Source organism: Rhodococcus sp. Q, assembly GCF_005503035.1.
Taxonomy (GTDB): domain Bacteria; phylum Actinomycetota; class Actinomycetes; order Mycobacteriales; family Mycobacteriaceae; genus Rhodococcus_G.
On record NZ_SCOY01000004.1, the window covers coordinates 121,419 to 139,801 of the forward strand.

Genomic DNA, 18,383 nt, shown 5'->3' on the forward strand with positions numbered 1-18,383 from the left:
CGTCAGGAGTCGGCGAGCGGACCCAACTCGGCGTCGAACACCCGCTGCACCACCTTCATGGCGGACAGTGCGGCCGGCGCCCCGCAATAGCCGGACGAGTGGATGACGGCCTCGGTGATCTCGGTGCGCGTCAGCCCGTTCGTCAACGCGGCCCGCACGTGACCTTCGAGTTCCTCGTGCGCGCGCAGCGCGATCAGCATCCCGATGTTGAGCAGGCTCCGGTCGCGGCGTTCCAGGCCGGGCCGTGTCCACACCCCGCCCCACACCGTCGCGGTGACGTGCTCCTGCAGGGCCTCCGAATCGGTGCCGCGGGTGCGGTCCAGTGCCCGATCGACGAACTCGTCACTCATCACCGCCCGCCGGACCGCGAGTCCCGCGTCGTAGCCGGTCTCGGGGATGTCGCGCTCACTCATGGGGGTACCTCCGGGGTCGATCGGTGTTCGGGCCGCTGCTCGGGCGGGCATGGACGATTGTGCCCGGTGGCTACAGATCGAGTCCGGTCGCGGTTGCCAGCGCGACCAACTGGTCGACGGTGAGGCCGGGTCCGGTCTGCGTGAGCTCCACCGATGTTCCCGACGGACGCACTGCGGTCACATAGGTCGCATCGTCGTGGACACTCGACCTGACCCGAGTGCCGTCGTCCCGGACATGGTCGTCGGTCCACTCCTCGGGGGCGGAGGTGTCCTCGGACAGGGTCACGCTCAACTCGGCCGGGGCCCCGGAGCCGGTGAGCGACACGTCGACACACGCGGCGCCGCTGGATGATCTCGCGAGCGTGAGGGATCCGATCGGCCGATCGGGTGTCACCGCCACCGGGCCGAGACCGGCCCATGCGGCGGTCAGTGCGCCGTCCAGTCGGTTGACGTCGTCGCGGCTCAGGACGCCGCCCATCGGTTCGACCCACTCGCCGCACCCCGGCCGGGCAGGCGCCGTGCCCGCGGGAACTGCCGTACCGGAACGCAATCCGGGGTCCGCGGCGATCGTGGCCAGCTCGTCGACGGTCATCGGGAGCGCGCCGCTACGTGCGTCCTCGCCGTAGCCGGTCTCGTCGTCCACCCGCACCGACACCCGGGATCCGTCCGGCGCGTATGCCACCGCGGTGCGCTTCAACGTCCGGATTCCGTCGTCCTCGGACCAGGTATCGACGGCATCGACAACAGTGCCGTCGGGCAGCGAACGTCGTTCGTCGAGCCGCCCCGCGACGCACGGGGGGACACCGGAGTGCTCTTCCCGGACCGCCACCCGCAGGCGTCCCGAGGCACCGGGACGGGTCAGGAAGCCCGTCGCGTCGCTGTCGCCGTTGACGCTGGCGGGGTCGACATCCTCGGGTAGTCCCTCCGGGTCGACGTGCCAGACGGGCTGAAACTGGAGCATCCGGTTGGGCGCGCCGAACCGGATCTCGACGTCATCGGGGATCGCCGCGGCCAGGGCGTCGGACATCGCAGTGGCCTTCGCCGCGGTCAACCACGGATACGCCGGGTCGTCGTAGCCCTCCCGCGCCGGGCCGTAGGGCGCCCAGTAGACGTTCCTACCGGGACCCGGTGGCGGTCCCACTTCGTCGCAACCCGGGATGTCGACCGGATACGTCACGGGTTCGGTGACGTGGTCGCTCGGCTCGACCCCGGACTCGGGCGTGATGTCGGGCGTGTCGTGCGGGAGCGCCCATGCGGCACCGACTCCGGTCGCGATGATCGCCGCGACCACGGCGGTGTCCCGCCACGACCAACGGGCCCGACGGTGGTCGGGCCCGTTGCTCGGATCTGGTGCCGTCACGTCGGCGTGGACGTCAGCCCTCGACGAACTTCGTCAGGCCCTTCGATGCGGTGTCGAGGGCCATCTTCTGGGCCTTCTTCACCAGGAAGCCCGGAACGGGGATCTTCGGGTCGATGGTGAGGGAGAACTCGACGTGGGTGCCGCCGGTCGCGTTGGGCGTCAGGATGTAGCTGCCGTCCTGCTGCTTCTGCTGCGTGCTCGACACGAGCGTCCACTCCAGCTTCTTGTCGCCGTCGTAGGAGTAGTCGACGACCTGCTCGTCGGTGATGCCGACGACGGAGGCGGTCATCCGCACCCGGAGTGGGCGGCCGTCGTCGTAGGTGGACTCGACGGTGACCGTCTTGTGCGCCGACGACCACTCGGGCAGACGTTCAACCGCGACGAGTGCCGCCATCACCGTTGCCGGATCTGCCTTGACGTCGAACTCCTTGGACCCGGATACCGCCATGAGTCACCCCTTCGCGCTTGTTGAGAGACGTGGTTCGTCAGTAGATCCCTACCAGACGTGGCGATCTTACCGTCGAGTCAGTTACAGGCCGAACTTCGTGTTCTCGCGGCTGCGTCGCATCTGATCGCTCAGTGCGCCCTGCACGGCCTGCGCCACCCACGAGTTCAGTGACACGCCGTTCTGGGCGGCCGCTTCCTCGGCCTTCGACTTCACCTGCTCGACCAGGCGCAGGGTCACGCGGGAGATGTCTCCGCTCAGATCGTCGAATTCCGAAGCAGGCCGCGTTGTTTCGTCGGCAGATCGGGGCGCCTCGGAGGCGCCTGCGGCGCGTTCGGCGCCCGTGACCTCGACGGTGGCCTCGGAACCGCGGAGTCGGACGTGCACCGTCCGGTCGCCGAGTGCAGTCGAAATCTCCGAGGCGAGATCGGACAGCGCGCTGATGAGCATCAGTCGCGCCGAGTTCTCGGCCGCGTCGGCGAGCGCCTCTGCGATCCGGCGGGTGTTCTCGTCGCCGAGCGCTGCCGCTGCCGCCAGGTCGCGACGCAGGGTCTGGGTGTACTCCGAAATCTCCATGACGTCAGTGTGGCGCCACTGGTGGCGTCTGTCAATGAAGAGTGATGTCACCAATGGTGTCACTCCTTGCGTTCGGTCAACCGCCGCAGCCGTGAGCGGACCGTCCAGGCCGCCTGCGGGGTCGAACGGTCCGTTCACGCCGTATTCGGGGCCCGCCCGCTAGTGTTCGGACACGATCCCGGTCGGGTCCGAGGAGGGTGTGCAGTGCAGCGAGCGGTGTCCCTGAAGGTGCAACTCATCGCGAAGACCGAGTTCTTCGTGCCCGACGACGTGCCGTGGGAGACCGATGCCGACGGCGGTGAAGCCCTCGTCGAGTTCGCAGGCCGCGCGTGCTACCAGAGTTGGAGCAAGCCCAATCCCCGCACCGCCACCAATGCCGGGTATCTGCGGCATCTGCTCGAAGTCGGGCACGACTCGGTTCTCGAACACGGCAGCGTCAGCTTCTACGTGACCGGGATTTCCCGCTCCTGCACTCACGAGTTCATCCGGCACCGGCACCTCTCCTTCTCGCAGCTCTCGCAGCGTTCGGTCTCCGAACGCGAGGCGAAGGTCGTCGTGCCTCCCGCGGTCGCGGGCGATCCGGAACTCGAGGCGCTGTTCACCGCCGCGACCGACGCCAGCCGGTCGGCCTATTCGGAACTCCTCGACGCGCTGGAAACCAGGCTCGCCGACGTCCCCAACGGGTCACTGCGGGGCCGCCAGGCGCGGCAGGCCGCACGCTCGGTCCTGCCCAACGCAACCGAGACCAGACTGGTCGTGACCGGCAACTATCGGGCCTGGCGACACTTCATCGCGATGCGGGCAACCGAGCACGCCGACGTGGAGATTCGTGGCCTCGCCGTCGAGTGCCTGCGGCAGCTCCGCGCGGCAGCGCCAAATGTGTTCGGCGACTTCGAGATCGCCGAACTGTCCGACGGAACCGAGGTGGCGGTCACCGAGTTCGACGCCGGTGCTTGACCGGGTGACCCCGGTAAGGCGTGATCGGTGTGCGGTGAGGGCTGCGTTACCGGGTAACCTTGACAACCATGACCCATGCTGAATCCGCACCAGTCGAGCGCCCGTTCGGCACCATCCTGACCGCGATGGTGACCCCGTTCACAGCCGACGGGAAGCTGGACGTGGATGCGGGCGTGCGGCTGGCCGCCCACCTGGTGGACGGCGGATGCGACGGGCTGGTCCTCGCAGGCACCACGGGCGAGTCGCCCACGACCACCGAGTCGGAAAAGCTCGAACTCATGCGCGCCGTGATCGACGCCGTCGGCGACCGCGCCACGATCGTCGCAGGCGCAGGCAGCAACGACACCGCGCACAGCGTCGATCTCGCCCGCGACGCAGCCAAGGCGGGCGCCGACGGACTCCTCGTCGTCACCCCCTACTACTCGAAGCCGCCGCAGGCCGGACTCTTGGCGCACTTCACCGCAGTCGCCGACGCCACGGACCTCCCGGTGATGCTGTACGACATCCCGCCCCGTTCGGTCGTTCCCATCGCCACCGAGACGATCTACCGGCTCGCCGAGCATCCGCGGATCAAGGCGGTCAAGGACGCGAAGGGCGACCTCGCCGCGGGCGCCGAACTGATCGCCAACACCGACCTCGCCTTCTACTCGGGCGACGACCCGCTCAACCTGCCGTGGCTTTCGGTCGGTGCCGTCGGGTTCGTCAGTGTCATCGGACATCTCGTTCCCGGAAAACTACGAGAGTTGCTCACCGCCTACGAAGCAGGCGACGTGGCGCGTGCCCGCGAGATCAACGCCGGACTGCTCCCGGTGATGCGGGCGACCGGCCGACTCGGTGGCGTCAGCGCGTCGAAAGCAGGTTTGAGACTGCAGGGCATCGAAGTCGGTGATCCACGGTTGCCACAGGTCGCTCCGGAACCGGCCGATCTGGAGATGCTGGCAGCAGACCTTCGCGCAGCGGGAGCACTGTCATGACCGGGCCGAATCGCCGCCGCAGCGCACGCCGTCAGGCGGGGCCGCCGAGCGCCCCCGCTCCGGTGACGCCGACCGAGACCGCAGCGCCGAAGGCAGCTGCACCCCAGGAAGCAGCGCCGAAGGCAGCTGCACCTCAGGAAACTGCGCCGAAGGCGCCTGAGGCGAAGACGTCGAGCAGGCGGTCCGGGGGAGCCAAGGCGGCCCCGGCGAAGTCTGCCGCCGACCAGTCGGGCACCCGGAACGCGGGCACTCGGAACGCGGGCGCAGAAAAGGCGAGCGGCGAGAAGTCGGGCAGGCGGCGGAAGCCGCAGGGCGGATCGAACCGCCCGCAGCGGCAGCCGAAGAACCGCCCCGACGGCATCACCGGCGTCGACCCGACCGAGCGTCTCGGACTGCCGCCGAAAGCGCCGAAGGACGGGCTCCGCGTGGTCGCGCTCGGCGGCATCGGCGAGATCGGCCGCAACATGACGGTCTTCGAACACCAGGGCAAGCTGCTGATCGTCGACTGCGGTGTCCTGTTCCCCGAGGACCAGCAGCCGGGCGTCGACCTGATCCTCCCGGACTTCGCCCACATCGAGGACCGGATGGAGGACGTCGTCGCCGTCGTCCTGACCCACGGCCACGAGGACCACATCGGCGCGGTGCCGTTCCTGTTGCGCCTGCGACCCGACGTTCCGGTGATCGGATCCCGCTTCACCCTCGCGCTGGTTGCGGCCAAGTGCCGCGAGCACCGGCAGCGGCCCAACCTCGTCGAGGTCGTCGAAGGGCAGATCACGACCCACGGGCCGTTCGAATGCGAGTACTTCGCGGTCAACCACTCCATCCCCGACGCCATCGCGGTCGCCATCAAGACGTCCGCCGGCGTCGCACTGCACACCGGTGACATCAAGCTCGACCAGCTGCCGCTCGACGGCAGGCTCACCGACCTCGCCGGCTTCTCCCGGCTCGGGGACGAGGGCGTCGACCTGTTCCTCGTTGACTCGACCAACGCCGAGGTCCCGGGCTTCGTCACCCCCGAACGTGAGATCGGCGGCGTCCTCGACGGCGTCATCGGCAAGGCGAAGCAGCGCGTGATCGTCGCGTCGTTCGCCAGTCACGTGCACCGCATCCAGCAGGTCGTCGACGTCGCGGTGCGCTACAACCGCAGGATCGCCTTCGTCGGCCGCTCGATGGTCCGGAACATGCAGATCGCGCAGGATCTCGGCTACCTCACCGTCCCGGACGGTGTGATCGTCGACGTCGACACGGCCGCGAACCTGCCCGACGACCGGCTCGTGCTCATCTCCACCGGCTCGCAGGGCGAGCCGCTGTCTGCACTGTCCCGGATGGCCCGCGGCGAGCATCGCCAGATCAACATCCAGGCCAACGATCTGGTCGTGCTCGCGTCGTCCCTCATCCCCGGCAACGAGAACTCCGTGTTCGCGGTGGTCAACGGGCTCGCCAAGCGTGGCGCGACCGTCGTCACGCAGCAGAGCGCGAAGGTCCACGTCTCCGGTCACGCGTCCGCAGGTGAGCTGCTGTACCTGTACAACGCGGTGCGGCCCACGAACGCCATGCCCGTGCACGGCGAGTGGCGTCACCTTCGCGCCAACGCCGCGCTGGCCAAGGCCACCGGCGTCCCCGAGGAGCGGATCGTGCTCGCCGAGGACGGCGTCGTCGTCGACATGGTCGACGGGCTCGCCGAGATCGTCGGTCGGGTCCCCGTCGGGATGGTCTACGTGGACGGCAACTCCGTTGGCGACGTCGGCGACTCGACCCTCTCGGACCGGTTGGTCCTCGGTGAGGGCGGCTTCATCTCGATCTCGCTCGCCGTCGACCAGCACACCGGCAAGGCCGTCAGCACCCCGCAGGTGTCGGGTCGAGGCTTCTCCGACGACCCGGCCGCGCTCAAGGAGGCCGCGGTCCTCGTCGAGTCGGAGTTGGCGAGGCTCGCGGGTGAGGGTGTCACCGACACCCACCGGATCGCGCAGGCCGTGCGCCGCGTCGTCGGACGCTGGGTCGCCGACAAGTACCGCCGTCGCCCGATGATCGTGCCGACCGTCATCGGCGTCTAGCGCACTCCTTTTCTCCGGTCGTCAACGGACCGTTCGGGCCCTCTGAGGGTCTGAACGGTCCGTTTACGCATGCGGGGGCGTTGCCTGTCGCTGTGGTCAGGCCGTGAGGAGGCGCCACAGCCCGATCAGGCCGAGTGCGACGATGGCGGCGCGCAGTGCGGTCGGGGACAGGCGCCTGCCGTATCGGGCGCCGACCGAACCGCCGATCAGCGAGCCGACCGCGATCAGCCCCGCCGCCGCCCAGTCGATTCGATCGAACGCGACCACCGTGTATGCGGTCGCGGCGACAACGTTCACCAGCAGTGACAGCAGGTTCTTCGCCGCGTTCATCCGCTGCATCGACTCGGGGAGCAGCGCTCCCATCACGCCGATGAGCAGGATGCCCTGCGCGGCAGTGAAGTACCCGCCGTAGACCCCGACCGCGAAGGTGCCCGCCGTGAGGGCGACCATCCGTCCCGTCCCGACGTGGTCCGGCGTGCGTCCCTCGGCTTCGGCCCGAGCCCGCGCCCACGACTGGATGCGAGGGCCGGTGACGACCAGGATCAGTGCGCCCACCAGCAGGATCGGCACGATCGTCGTGAACGCCTTGTCCGGCAGGTGCAGCAGCAGCCATGCGCCCAGCGCGGCGCCGAGAAGGGAAGCGGGGATCTGCCAGCGCAGTCGATCCCACTGGCCGCCCAGTTCCCGCCGGTACCCCCAGGTCCCGGACACGCCGCCCGCGACCAGTCCGACCGCGTTCGACATCGTCGCGACCACGGGTGGATACCCGAAGGCGACGAGCGTCGGGAAGGTCACGAGCGTTCCGGATCCGACGATCGCGTTGATGCCACCTGCACAGAACCCGGCCATGGCGATGACGATCATCTCGAGGGGGGACACACGCGCGACGCTAGCGACGTCGAGGTGCTCGCCGGAACGCGGGGCGCGGTAGCCTGCGCGGCATGACCCTCGCCCGTGACGAACGCCACGCTCTGGTGGCGACGATGACCGCTGTCGGACCCGATGCGCCAACGCTGTGCGGGGACTGGACGACTCGCGACCTCGCGGCGCATCTCGTGGTGCGGGAACGGCGTCTCGACGCATCACCCGGAATCGTGATCAAGCCGCTCGCGCCGCACACCGAGAAGGTTCGCGTCGAGTACGCGGCCCGCCCGTACGAGGAATTGCTGGAGTTGGTCCGGACCGGCCCTCCGATCTGGTCGCCCCTGTGGTTGGTCGACGCCAAGGCGAATCTCGGAGAGATGTTCGTCCACCACGAGGACGTCCGGCGGTCGGGTCCGGGATGGGAGCCGCGGGATCTCAGCGACGAGTGGGACGGTGCGCTGTGGTCCCTGGCCCGGCAGCTGGGTCGCATGGTGTTCCGGAAGGCGCCCTGCACGGTGGTCCTCGACGCGGGGGAGGGGCGCACAGTGACCCCGCGCCGCGCGTCGGGAGCCGGCGAGGTGATCCTGACCGGGACACCCACAGAACTGCTGCTGTACGTGTTCGGACGCGATGCGGTACATGTCGGGTTCGACGGACCGGACGACGCGGTGGCGGCGGTGAAGGCACTTCCGCGCGGCGTCTGAGTCCGCTGGGACACGTGTTGCAGATGGTCTCGATGGGGCCGAAGCGACTAGCCTGGGCATCATGGCTGGTAAGTCCGGAACCCGAACCACCGCGAGTGCGCCCCGATCGTCGGGGCGCACCGGATCGTCGGGTGGGGCGAAGTCGGGCGGATCGGCACCTCGCAGTCGCACCACCCGCACGGTGTCGACACCCCGCAAGCCCACCGCGCCCCGGCCGGCGACCAGGCGGCCCGCCGCGCGGAAGTCGAGTGGTGGCGCGCTGCACAGCGTCGGTGCGGCACTCGGTCGCGGCTGGACGCTGATGGCTCGGGGGGTGGGCGCGGCCACACGGACCGTCGGGCGTGCAGGCGATATCGAGCACGGACACCGGCGGGACGGGATCGCACTCGGTCTGATCGCTGTCAGCGCGGTGATCGCGGCAGCGATGTGGTTCGGTGCCGGCGGCCCCGTGGGTGGATGGATCGAAACCGGAGTACGTGCCCTGTTCGGCGGTGCCGCGGCGTTGCTCGCGGTGATCGGTGTCGTGGTCGCGGTCATCCTGATGAGATCCGAGCCGAACCCGGAGATCCGGCCGCGCCTGGTGCTCGGGTCGCTGCTCGTCGCCGTGCCCGCGCTGGGCATCTTCCACGTGATCAGCGGTGAGCCCCGCGACGCCGAGGGGCGCGCAGCGGGTGCCGGGTTCGTCGGCTTCGTGGCCGGTGGCCCGCTGACCGACGGCGTGACCTTCTGGCTGTCGGTGCCGCTGCTGTTGCTCGCGATGGGTTTCGGCGTCCTGTTGTTGACGGGAACCACGGTCCGTGAGGTCCCGGCCCGCGTCCGCGCCCTGCTCGGATCGCCGCGCCACGACGACGACTACGAGCCGTACGACCAGGAGTCCGACCACGACTTCGACGACTCGGACCACGACGACGAACACGACCAGCTTCGCGGCCTGCGAAACCTGCGGCCCTCGCGCCGTCGTGCGTCGCGTGACGATGCCGACTACGACCCGGCGCTGTTCGACGCGGACGGATACCCGGTTGACGACGCGCAGCCTGCGAGCGGTGGTCGTCCCGCACACGATCCGACGTCGAACTACCCGCTCGACGAGTTCGACGATTCCGTGCCGACCGAGGTCCTCGCCGCCGAGCCCGCACCGGAACCCGCACAGCCGCGGCCTCGGGCCAAGGCGAAGCCGGTCAAGCCCGCTCCCGCCCCGAAGCCCGCCGACGAGCCGGAAATGCTGATCCCGGACCGGGTGATCGAGGGCGACTACACCCTTCCCCCCGCCGGGCTGCTGATCGAGGGCGATCCGCCGAAGACCGGCAGTTCTGCGAACCAGGCGATGATCGAGGCCATCACCGAGGTCCTCGAGCAGTTCAAGATCGATGCCGCGGTCACCGGGTACACCCGCGGCCCGACGGTCACTCGATACGAGGTCGAACTCGGCCCCGGCGTCAAGGTCGAGAAGATCACGGCACTCGCCCGCAACATCGCCTACGCAGTCGCCACCGACAACGTTCGCCTGCTCGCGCCGATCCCCGGCAAGTCCGCGGTCGGCATCGAGGTGCCCAACAGCGACCGCGAGATGGTCCGCCTCGCCGACGTCCTGTCCGCCCCGTCGACACGGAAGGACCGCCACCCGCTGGTCATCGGCCTCGGCAAGGACATCGAGGGCGACTTCGTCAGCGCCAATCTGGCGAAGATGCCGCACCTGCTGGTTGCCGGTTCCACCGGCTCGGGTAAGTCCAGCTTCGTCAACTCGATGCTGGTATCGCTGCTGCAGCGGGCGACGCCGGACGAGGTTCGGATGATCCTGATCGACCCGAAGATGGTCGAACTGACGCCGTACGAGGGCATCCCGCACCTCATCACGCCCATCATCACCCAGCCGAAGAAGGCCGCCGCGGCCCTGGCGTGGCTGGTCGAGGAGATGGAGCAGCGCTACCAGGACATGCAGGCCAACAAGGTCCGGCACATCGACGACTTCAACAAGAAGGTCCGGTCCGGCGAGATCACCGCCCCACTGGGCAGCGAACGGGTGTACCGGCCGTACCCGTACATCCTGGCGATCGTCGACGAGCTGGCCGACCTGATGATGACGGCTCCGCGGGACGTCGAGGAGGCGATCGTCCGCATCACGCAGAAGGCGCGTGCTGCGGGCATTCACCTGGTGCTCGCGACCCAGCGGCCGTCGGTGGATGTCGTGACGGGCCTGATCAAGACGAACGTGCCCTCGCGGCTCGCGTTCGCGACGTCGTCCCTGACGGACTCGCGGGTCATCCTCGACCAGCCCGGCGCCGAGAAGCTGATCGGTATGGGCGACGGCTTGTTCCTGCCGATGGGTGCAGGCAAACCGACCCGTATGCAGGGCGCGTTCATCACCGACGAGGAGATCGCGGCCGTCGTCGACTTCACCAAGAACCAGGCCGAGCCGGAGTACACCGAGGGCGTCACCACTGCCAAGGCCGCGGAGAAGAAGGATGTCGATCCCGACATCGGCGATGACATGGACGTCCTGCTGCAGGCCGTCGAGCTGGTCGTGACCAGCCAGTTCGGTTCGACGTCGATGCTGCAGCGCAAGTTGCGTGTCGGTTTCGCCAAGGCGGGCCGGTTGATGGACCTGATGGAGACGCGTGGGGTCGTCGGTCCGAGCGAGGGGTCGAAGGCACGCGAGGTTCTGATCAAACCGGACGAACTGGACGGGCTGCTGTGGTCGATTCGCGGCGGCGATCCGGACGAATCGGAATCCGAGGAGTGACCTGCTGATTGGCGGCGATGCGCCGATGCTGTGATTGAATGAGGAGGCTTTGGAGGGGAGTATCCCCACTGTTTCGCGGCAACCTCGTCAACACGATCGGCGCAATCGCCGCTCCGGGGTTGCCGGTCGAGCGAGCCGGTACGACACGCATCCCGTGTCGCCGGAGAGCGCGGCGGGAGAGACCTCCGGTGTCCTGATCGACTACCGGAGGATTGCCTGTGCACATCACCCCGATGGTCTGGATCATCACCTGTCTGGTGATCCTCGGCCTCTTCGTTTTCGACTTCTTCGCCCACGTGCGCACTCCGCACGCGCCGACACTGCGTGAATCCGGGTTCTGGTCCGCGGTGTACATCGGCATCGCGGTCCTCTTCGGCCTTTTCGTGATCTGGCAATGGGGTACCGGAGCAGGTGGCGAGTACTACGCCGGCTACATCACCGAGAAGGCGCTCTCGGTGGACAACCTGTTCGTGTTCGTCATCATCATGTCGAGCTTCGCGGTACCCCGCGAGTACCAGCAGAAGGTGCTGTTGATCGGCATCGTCATGGCGCTGGTTCTGCGCGGACTGTTCATCGCCGTCGGTGCCGCCGCCATCAACGCGTACAGCTGGGTCTTCTACCTCTTCGGGTTCTTCCTCGTCTACACCGCGATCAAGCTGGTCAAGGACCACGGCGACGAAGCGGAAGCCGAGGAGAAGCGCGAGAACCGGATGGTCTCGATCGTCCGCAAGTTCGTCCCGACCACGGACGAGTACGACGGTGACAAGCTCGTCACGAAGATCGATGGGAAGCGGTTCGTCACACCGCTGCTGCTCGCGCTCATCGCGATCGGGTTCACCGACGTCCTGTTCGCACTCGACTCGATCCCCGCGATCTACGGCCTGACGAAGGAGCCGTACATCGTCTTCACCGCGAACGCGTTCGCGCTGATGGGTCTGCGGCAGCTCTTCTTCCTCATCGGCGGGCTGCTCGAACGTTTGGTGTACCTGTCGTACGGACTGTCGATCATCCTCGCGTTCATCGGCGTCAAGCTCGTGCTGCACGCCCTCCACGAGAACACCCTGCCGTTCATCAACGGTGGCGAGCACGTGAGCGTGCCGGAGGTGAGCATCGCGATGTCACTGACCGTGATCATCGGCGTGCTCGTCGTGACGACGGTGGCCAGCCTCCTCAAGACCCGAGGCGAGCGGAACTCGACGACGTCGGCGTGATCGAGGTGGGTCCGTGCTCGGAGAACGTTCCGAGCACGGGCCTCCACTCGGTGTAGTGGATGTCGATGACGATGCCTGCGTGAATGAACGGGTCGTCCGCCAGCAGCTTTGCGGCGGCATCGGCGTCCGGGGTCGCCAGGATCAGGAGTGCGCCACTGTTGTTCAGGTAAGGGCCTGCCGTCAGTACGTGGCCCTGGTCGATGAGTTCACCGAGCCAGCTCAGGTGGGCGGGCCGGTGTACGTCGCGGTCGGGCACCGACCCGTCGCGGTACACGTACTCGACAGCGATGAACGACATGGCCACTCGCTTCCACTTGCCTTAACCGAAACCGGATGGAATCGAATAGATACCAGGCAGTAGATTCTATGCGCTCGACCCCGCCTGCGTCGTGATACCGAGATAGCCGTGTGTCTTCTCGGTCGGGTTGCGCGACGTCAGGACGACACGAATGCGCCCATGATCGGCCGCCATTCGGTGAATCGGGCACCGTCGATCAGCCCGGCGCGCGCGAACGGGTCCGCTTCGAAGAGTGCACGGGCAGCGTTCTCGTCGGCTGCGGACACCAGGATCAGGGCGCCGCTACCGTCTGCGTACGGACCGGTACTCAGCACCGTGCCGGCGTCGACCAGTCCGGACAACCAGGCCCGGTGATCGGGGCGGACTTCGTCACGGGCGGCGGCGGTTTCGGAGCTGTAGGTGTACTCCACGGCGATGACGGGCACGTCGGGCTCGCTTTCTTTCTGTTCACCAGCGGATGCCGGCATTCGATGGGTGTGGCAGACGCCTCTCGGCGGAGCCTCGGGCGGTGTGTCTCTCGGGCGGTGTGGATGCTCAGAGCGTGAGGAGCATCCGCGTGTTGCCGAGCGTGTTCGGTTTGACGTAGCTCAGGTCGAGGAACTCGGCCACACCGGTGTCGTACGAGCGACACATCTCGGCGTACACCTCGGCGGTCACCGGCGTGCCTTCGATCTCGGCGAAGCCGTGCCTGCCGAAGAAGTCGACCTCGAACGTGAGCACGAACACGCGTTCCAGTTCGAGTTCGCGCGCGACCTCGACGAGCCGACCCACCACCAGGTGCCCTACGCCGCGGCCCTTGACCTTCGGATCGACCGCGACGGTACGGATCTCGCCGAGATCGGACCACAGGACGTGCAGGGCGCCGCACCCGACGACCTCCCCATCCACCTCCGCGACCCAGAACTCCTGAACCGCCTCGTAGAGCGTCACGAGGTTCTTCTCGAGGAGGATTCGGCCGGCGTAGATGTCGATCAGGCGCTTGATGTCCGTGACGTCGGACGTGCGTGCGCGGCGCACACGGGGCGCGTCCGCGGCGGGGCTGTCGGAGCCTGAGGTCATGGGGTGCACAGTAGTCGTGGCATCAAACGATATTCTGAGCCGTGTGTCGTCCCCACCTGCCTCCGACCGCCCCGACAAGGGCACGCGTGTGAGTGTCGCGGGAGGGATGCTCGGGGCGCCCGAGGGGGACCTGCCCGACGCGGCACCCGCGCGGCCGGTGCCCGTGCTGAACATCGCCAACGTGCTGACGGTTCTGAGAATCCTCCTGGTCCCGGTGTTCCTGGTCGTGCTGTTCGTCGGCGACGGACACGAGACCCAGTGGCGGATCGCGGCAACGGTCGTGTTCGCGGTCGCCGCCATCACCGACCGGATCGACGGGCAGTTGGCGCGCAAGTACGGGCTGGTGACCGACTTCGGCAAGCTCGCCGACCCCATCGCCGACAAGGCGCTGATCGGTGCAGCACTTGTCGGGCTGTCCATCCTGGGCGACCTCAGCTGGTGGGTGACCGGCATCATCGCCGCGCGCGAGATCGGAATCACCCTCCTGCGCTTCGCGGTCCTGCGACACGGCGTGATCCCGGCCAGCCGCGGTGGGAAGGTGAAGACATTGGTGCAGTCGTTGGCCATCGGCCTCTACCTGCTGCCGCTGTCCGGCGTGTGGGCCACCGCGGCCGCGGTCGTGATGGGAGTGGCGGTGTTCCTCACCGTCGTCACCGGGCTGGACTACGTGGTGCAGTCGATCCGGTTGCGCGCCGGCGTCCATCACGCGGCGCGGTGAGCGACCCGCTGGTCGACGGCACCGACGTCGCCTCCCTGGTGGAGGAACTGACGCGCAGCCGCCAGACGGTCGCGACAGCGGAGTCACTGACGGCGGGACTGCTGGCCGCGACGATTGCGGGGGTGCCGGGCGCGAGCATCGTCCTGCGCGGCGGCCTGATCGTGTACGCGACCGATCTCAAGGCCGGGCTCGCCGGTGTCGCCGAGGCCACGTTGGCCGTCGACGGACCTGTCGCGGCGTCGACGGCCGCCGAACTCGCGACGGGTGCGGCGGCGCGATGCGGGGCCGACTGGGGTGTCGGACTGACCGGGGTCGCCGGACCCGACCCGCAGGACGGAAAGCCCGTCGGAACCGTGTTTCTCGGGGTTGCGGGGCCGGATGGCGTCCGGGTTCGCGAGCTCGTGTTGCCCGGGGGTCGCTGGGAGATCCGCCGCGCAGCGGTCGCCGCGGCGGTGTCGGACCTCCTCGGTCGCGTGCGTTCCGGCACGGCGGGATAGGGTCGGGAACCAACTCGACGTGTCGACTCGTTGAACCAAGGTAGACGGGAAGCGTGACCGGATCGGGTGCACATGATGGAGGTGCCAGATGAGCGTGTTGTTGCGAGAAGCGCTCGGGGACAGTCTGCGGCGCACGCGGGTGTCCCAGAGTCGCACACTGCGTGAGGTGTCGAGTTCCGCGCGGGTGAGCCTCGGGTATCTGTCCGAGGTGGAGCGAGGCCGCAAGGAAGCCTCCAGTGAGCTGCTCGCCGCCATTTGTGACGCCCTCGAGGTCCCACTGTCGACGGTTCTGTACGAGGTGAGCGAGACCCTGTCGGATTCGGTGGAGGACCGTTCGCGGTCCCGCGCGTCGTCCGCGACCATTCCGGGTACCCCGCAGGTGTCCCTGGAGGCGGCGTCCTCGGCTCCTCGGATCGACGAGGACACCCTGATGGTGATCCCGGCGCCTTCGGCCGCGTTGGCCGCTGCGTGACGTCCGATCCGTCCTGGCTGCCTGTCGGCCGTCGAGGTGGGCGCGGGGGGCGCGGAGCGTTGTAGATTCGACCTCGGACCACCGCGTGGGGTGGACGCGAGCAGCAGGCAGAGGGCAGTTGCCCAACGTCGGTGCGCGACGGTCGCGCACCGAGTCGCGATTGGCGCGGCATTCAGACGGAGGCAGGATCAAACCAATGGCAAACCCGTTCGTCAAGGGCTGGAAGTACCTGATGGCGCTCTTCAACTCGAAGATCGACGAGAAGGCGGACCCGAAGGTTCAGATTCAGCAGGCAATCGAGGACGCGCAGCGTCAGCACCAGGCGCTGTCGCAGCAGGCTGCATCGGTCATCGGCAACCAGCGTCAGCTGGAGATGAAGCTGAGCCGTCAGCTCGACGAGATCGAGAAGCTCAACGCCAACGCCCGTCAGGCCGTCACGCTCGCCGACCAGGCTGCGACTGCGGGGGACAACGAGAAGGCGATCCAGTACACGAATGCTGCCGAGGCGTTCGCCGCGCAGCTCGTCACCGCCGAGCAGTCGGTCGAGGACCTGAAGGTCCTGCACGACCAGTCGCTGCAGGCCGCGGCTCAGGCGAAGAAGGCCGTCGAGCAGAACGCGATGACGCTGCAGGCCAAGGTGGCCGAGCGCACCAAGCTGCTCAGCCAGCTCGAGCAGGCGAAGATGCAGGAGCAGGTCAGCGACTCGCTGCGGTCGATGGACGCGACGCTGTCCGCGCCCGGCAACACCCCGAGCCTCGACGCTGTCCGCGACAAGATCGAGCGTCGCTACGCCAACGCGCTCGGCTCGGCCGAGCTGGCGCAGAACTCGGTTCAGGGCCGCATGATGGAGGTCCAGCAGGCGAGCGTCCAGATGGCAGGTCACAGCCGTCTGGAGCAGATCCGGGCCTCGATGAAGGGTGACGTACTGCCCTCGGGCGGCGCAGCGGCCCCGTCGGCCGCACCGGCCACCCCTGCGGCCGCCCCGAAGCCGGAGAACCCGACCGCTCAGTAGCACCAACGCACTGGCCGGACACGAAGTACTGGTCAGACACGAAGCAGGGCCCGCCCGGATGACCTCCGGGCGGGCCCTGGTGCATTCCGTGGGGTCAGTCGTCGACGCCGCGGGCGGCCAGAGCCTCGCCCATCGCGTCGGCGGTGCGCAGCGCACCGATCACGACCGGGACGGCCAGTGCACGGATCGAGAACCCGAGGCCACGGGCCTTGCGGGCCTCCGTGACGTCGGCGACCAGCCCGCTGATCAGCGGAATGCAGCGGATGGTCATGGCGAGGACAAGTCCGACACGGTCCGTGTTGACGCCGAACCGGCGCAGCGGGCCGAGCAGGGTGTGGATCGCGTCGAGCATGTCGAGTACGCGCGTGGTGAGAGACACCAGCGCGGCCCAGGCGACGGACAGTCCGAGCACGCCGCACACGACGAGCGCGCGCTGCCAGCCCGTGAACAGCCACTGGAACGCGCCGACGAACAGCAGCATCCACACCGCCGGACGCAACTGGTTCAGGGCGGCGCGGGGACCGATGCGGGACAGCCCGTAGGCGATGACGGTCAGCGCTGCGGCGGGCACCAGATGCCACGGCTGCCGGACCGCGATCGCCATGGTCAGGAGCGCCACGACGAGGATCGCGAGCTTCGCGATCGGCGGCATCCGGTGCACGAGCGAGGCGCCCGGCACATACTGCCCGAGCATCGTCATCCGGCGATCTTCATGTAGTGGGCGATGGATTCGGCCGGTGCGCCGTCGGCGACCACGACGCCCCCGTCGACGACGAGGACACGGTCGAAGTCCGCGAGCAGGTCCAGGTGATGCGTCACGACCACGACCTGCTGGGTGAGGCCACGCAGCGTGTCCGCGACGAGGCGAGCGTTGCGGAGGTCGAGCAGGGTGGTCGGCTCATCCGCGACGATCACCTCGGGATCGGTGACCATCACCGCCGCCAGGGCCAGCAGCTGCTTCTGTCCGCCCGAGAGCAGATGCGTGGGGTGGTCGGCGTGCCCGGCGAGGCCGAACTGGTCCAGCACGGACCGCACGCGTGCGGCGCGGCCGTCCGCGTCGAGTCCGCTACGTCGCAACGAGAACTCGATGTCCTCGGCGACCGTCGGCATGATGATCTGGTGATCGGGGTCGGTGAACACGAATCCGACCTTCCGGCGCACCGCCCGCCCGTCCTTCGCGGTGTCGAGGCCGTCGACGCGGACGTGGCCCGACGTGGGAACGACGAGGCCGTTGATCGTGCGGGCGAGCGTCGACTTGCCGCTGCCGTTGGCGCCGACGACGCCGATCCGGCGCTCGGTCAGCGTCAGATCGACGCCGCCGAGGACGCTGCGTTCGCCGTACGAGTGGCGGACGTTCTCGAACCGGATCGCGACCATGACTAGGCTGCGGCGTCCGGTTCCGCGGCGGGCGTGCGTCGCGTCGCCCTGTCGGTCAGCAGCATCGGGTAGGCGCGGTGGACCTGGGCGGCGACGACGGCGGCGAGCACGGCCTTGATGAGGTCGCCCGGCAGGTACGTCAGGTTCGAGCTCATCGCCGTTCCGAACGACAGCCCGCGCAGCAGCATGCCGACGGTCCCGCACAGGTACAGCACGACGACGCCGCCGAGGACGTTGATCAGCGTGCCCTTGACCACCGAGTAGTTCGGCAGCATCTTCACGGTCAGCCAGCCGATGACCGCGACCGTGGGAATCCAGCCGATGAGGAAACCGGCCGTCGCGCCGGAGAGCGACGTGAGCGAGGTGCGTCCGCCCGCGAGGACGGGCAGCGCGAGACCGAGCACGATGACGGTGAGGACCGCGAGCACGCCCTTGCGTGGGCCGAGGAGCGCCCCGGCGAGGATCACACCGAGCGACTGCAGGGTGATCGGCACGGCCGATCCGCCGATGTTGATGGTGCCCGGAAGCCCGAGGGCGATGATCAGGGCGGCGAACACGGCGATGTGCGCGAGGTCGCGGGAAGTCAGCGGGGAGGTCCCGGAGAGGCGGGCAGACACGGGTGTACTCCTAGTGCGGGTGACGTGAGGTGGCG

Annotated in this window: 21 protein-coding genes; 10 read left to right on the forward strand and 11 right to left on the reverse strand. The window is 68.4% G+C overall.

The features are described 5' to 3' along the window. Positions 1-2: 2 nt before the first annotated feature. From FFS72_RS06160 to FFS72_RS06175, 4 genes are all read right to left on the reverse strand, one after another. Positions 3-413: a carboxymuconolactone decarboxylase family protein gene (locus FFS72_RS06160; protein ID WP_137873118.1), complete on the reverse strand. Its 411-nt coding sequence runs from the start codon at positions 411-413 to the stop codon at positions 3-5. A gap of 70 nt (positions 414-483) precedes the next feature. Continuing rightward, positions 484-1,773: a hypothetical protein gene (locus FFS72_RS06165; RefSeq protein WP_137873119.1), complete on the reverse strand. Its 1,290-nt coding sequence runs from the start codon at positions 1,771-1,773 to the stop codon at positions 484-486. 13 nt (positions 1,774-1,786) lie between these two features. Continuing rightward, positions 1,787-2,221: an SRPBCC family protein gene (locus FFS72_RS06170; RefSeq protein ID WP_137873120.1), complete on the reverse strand. Its 435-nt coding sequence runs from the start codon at positions 2,219-2,221 to the stop codon at positions 1,787-1,789. Between the two features lie 81 nt (positions 2,222-2,302). Then, positions 2,303-2,794: a toxin-antitoxin system HicB family antitoxin gene (locus FFS72_RS06175; RefSeq protein ID WP_137873121.1), complete on the reverse strand. Its 492-nt coding sequence runs from the start codon at positions 2,792-2,794 to the stop codon at positions 2,303-2,305. 204 nt (positions 2,795-2,998) lie between these two features. Between FFS72_RS06175 and thyX the strand changes: the two genes are divergently transcribed. The 3 genes from thyX (at position 2,999) to FFS72_RS06190 (ending at position 6,779) form a co-directional block, all read left to right on the forward strand. Further along, the gene (gene thyX / locus FFS72_RS06180) at positions 2,999-3,751 is read left to right on the forward strand and encodes an FAD-dependent thymidylate synthase (RefSeq protein WP_137873122.1); all 753 of its coding nucleotides are present in this window, start codon (positions 2,999-3,001) and stop codon (positions 3,749-3,751) included. 68 nt (positions 3,752-3,819) lie between these two features. Beyond that, positions 3,820-4,725, forward strand: coding sequence for a 4-hydroxy-tetrahydrodipicolinate synthase (dapA, locus tag FFS72_RS06185; protein WP_137873123.1), 906 nt, complete (start codon positions 3,820-3,822; stop codon positions 4,723-4,725). After that, on the forward strand, positions 4,722-6,779 hold the full coding sequence (locus FFS72_RS06190) for a ribonuclease J (protein ID WP_137873124.1): 2,058 nt from the start codon (positions 4,722-4,724) through the stop codon (positions 6,777-6,779). Before dapA ends, FFS72_RS06190 begins: the two co-directional genes overlap by 4 nt. 96 nt (positions 6,780-6,875) lie before the next feature. On the opposite strand, the gene FFS72_RS06195 is transcribed toward FFS72_RS06190, so the two are convergent. Further along, the gene (locus FFS72_RS06195; protein ID WP_137873125.1) at positions 6,876-7,658 is read right to left on the reverse strand and encodes a sulfite exporter TauE/SafE family protein; all 783 of its coding nucleotides are present in this window, start codon (positions 7,656-7,658) and stop codon (positions 6,876-6,878) included. Positions 7,659-7,720: 62 nt separating this feature from the next. Here FFS72_RS06195 and FFS72_RS06200 point away from each other — a divergent pair, with 62 nt between their 5' ends. The 3 genes from FFS72_RS06200 to FFS72_RS06210 all read left to right on the forward strand — a co-directional run bounded on the left by FFS72_RS06200 (position 7,721) and on the right by FFS72_RS06210 (position 12,298). Further along, positions 7,721-8,347: a TIGR03085 family metal-binding protein gene (locus tag FFS72_RS06200; RefSeq protein WP_137873126.1), complete on the forward strand. Its 627-nt coding sequence runs from the start codon at positions 7,721-7,723 to the stop codon at positions 8,345-8,347. A gap of 61 nt (positions 8,348-8,408) precedes the next feature. Continuing rightward, complete coding sequence (locus tag FFS72_RS06205; protein ID WP_137873127.1) at positions 8,409-11,087, forward strand: DNA translocase FtsK; 2,679 nt, start codon at positions 8,409-8,411, stop codon at positions 11,085-11,087. Between the two features lie 218 nt (positions 11,088-11,305). After that, positions 11,306-12,298, forward strand: coding sequence for a TerC family protein (locus FFS72_RS06210; protein WP_137873128.1), 993 nt, complete (start codon positions 11,306-11,308; stop codon positions 12,296-12,298). Here the strand turns inward: FFS72_RS06210 and FFS72_RS06215 are convergent. The 3 genes from FFS72_RS06215 to FFS72_RS06225 all read right to left on the reverse strand — a co-directional run bounded on the left by FFS72_RS06215 (position 12,258) and on the right by FFS72_RS06225 (position 13,655). Next, positions 12,258-12,596 carry a YciI family protein gene (locus FFS72_RS06215; RefSeq protein ID WP_137873129.1) on the reverse strand — a complete coding sequence of 113 codons (339 nt, stop codon included), beginning with the start codon at positions 12,594-12,596 and terminating at the stop codon, positions 12,258-12,260. The genes FFS72_RS06210 and FFS72_RS06215 overlap by 41 nt on opposite strands. A 137-nt stretch (positions 12,597-12,733) precedes the next feature. Then, positions 12,734-13,021, reverse strand: a complete 288-nt coding sequence (locus tag FFS72_RS06220; protein WP_137873130.1) for a YciI family protein — start codon at positions 13,019-13,021, stop codon at positions 12,734-12,736. Between the two features lie 109 nt (positions 13,022-13,130). Continuing rightward, positions 13,131-13,655: an amino-acid N-acetyltransferase gene (locus FFS72_RS06225; protein WP_137873131.1), complete on the reverse strand. Its 525-nt coding sequence runs from the start codon at positions 13,653-13,655 to the stop codon at positions 13,131-13,133. A 106-nt stretch (positions 13,656-13,761) separates the two neighbouring features. Here FFS72_RS06225 and pgsA point away from each other — a divergent pair, with 106 nt between their 5' ends. From pgsA to FFS72_RS06245, 4 genes are all read left to right on the forward strand, one after another. Then, the gene (pgsA, locus tag FFS72_RS06230) at positions 13,762-14,373 is read left to right on the forward strand and encodes a CDP-diacylglycerol--glycerol-3-phosphate 3-phosphatidyltransferase (protein ID WP_137873247.1); all 612 of its coding nucleotides are present in this window, start codon (positions 13,762-13,764) and stop codon (positions 14,371-14,373) included. Then, on the forward strand, positions 14,370-14,870 hold the full coding sequence (locus FFS72_RS06235) for a CinA family protein (RefSeq protein WP_137873132.1): 501 nt from the start codon (positions 14,370-14,372) through the stop codon (positions 14,868-14,870). Before pgsA ends, FFS72_RS06235 begins: the two co-directional genes overlap by 4 nt. 88 nt (positions 14,871-14,958) lie before the next feature. Then, the gene (locus FFS72_RS06240; RefSeq protein WP_137873133.1) at positions 14,959-15,342 is read left to right on the forward strand and encodes a helix-turn-helix domain-containing protein; all 384 of its coding nucleotides are present in this window, start codon (positions 14,959-14,961) and stop codon (positions 15,340-15,342) included. 196 nt (positions 15,343-15,538) lie between these two features. After that, the gene (locus tag FFS72_RS06245; RefSeq protein WP_137873134.1) at positions 15,539-16,354 is read left to right on the forward strand and encodes a PspA/IM30 family protein; all 816 of its coding nucleotides are present in this window, start codon (positions 15,539-15,541) and stop codon (positions 16,352-16,354) included. Between the two features lie 94 nt (positions 16,355-16,448). Here the strand turns inward: FFS72_RS06245 and FFS72_RS06250 are convergent, their stop codons facing one another. Genes FFS72_RS06250 through FFS72_RS06260 form a run of 3 tightly spaced genes read right to left on the reverse strand, consistent with a single transcriptional unit; the run spans position 16,449 to position 18,348 of the window. Next, positions 16,449-17,054 carry an energy-coupling factor transporter transmembrane component T family protein gene (locus FFS72_RS06250; protein WP_137873135.1) on the reverse strand — a complete coding sequence of 202 codons (606 nt, stop codon included), beginning with the start codon at positions 17,052-17,054 and terminating at the stop codon, positions 16,449-16,451. Beyond that, entirely contained in the window at positions 17,051-17,731 is a 681-nt protein-coding gene (locus FFS72_RS06255) for an energy-coupling factor ABC transporter ATP-binding protein (RefSeq protein ID WP_137873136.1), read from the reverse strand. The genes FFS72_RS06250 and FFS72_RS06255 overlap by 4 nt, the downstream gene beginning before the upstream one ends. A gap of 2 nt (positions 17,732-17,733) precedes the next feature. Then, a complete protein-coding gene (locus FFS72_RS06260) occupies positions 17,734-18,348 on the reverse strand; it encodes a biotin transporter BioY (protein WP_137873137.1) in 615 nt (204 codons plus the stop codon). Positions 18,349-18,383 lie beyond the last annotated feature (35 nt).